We start from the raw sequence: 452 nt of genomic DNA, 5'->3' as shown, positions 1-452 counted from the left end.
AAAATATGAAGATATTGATTGTCGGCGGAGCCGGATATATTGGATCTCACATGTCTAAGTTATTGGTGAAATCAGGTCATGAAGTTATTGTGCTCGATAACTTATCAACAGGGTTTCGAAAAAACGTAAAGTATGGTGAGCTTGTAGTGGGTGATTTGGCCGATATAGGCCTTTTAGAAAATGTCTTTAGTACTTATCAATTTGATGCTGTCATGCACTTTGCTGCGAATAGTCTTGCTGTCTCTTATACACATCTTGATATGCTGATTGGTGCATTTTCAAAACTAAATTCGAAGGATATTCATTTATCTATCATAGGAGAAGGTCAGCAGCGAGTAGAATTAGAACAAAAAATTGAAGAATTAGGAGTGTCTGAACAGGTTGATTTGTTGGGACAACAAATGAATCCTTTTGCCATACTAAAGCAAGCCAATATATATGTGTTGTCTTCA

At 36.3% G+C, this 452-nt stretch carries 1 protein-coding gene; it reads left to right on the top strand.

Annotated elements, in window-relative coordinates:
• Window positions 1-452 (top strand): NAD-dependent epimerase/dehydratase family protein (locus tag Tanf_RS16760; protein ID WP_140230726.1); only part of this gene is annotated, 452 nt, incomplete at both ends.

The sequence above is a fragment of the Tannerella forsythia genome (assembly GCF_001006485.1).
Taxonomy (GTDB): domain Bacteria; phylum Bacteroidota; class Bacteroidia; order Bacteroidales; family Tannerellaceae; genus Tannerella; species Tannerella forsythia.
Note: the sequence above shows the minus strand (reverse complement) of the source record. Positions and strands in the feature narration are given on the sequence as shown.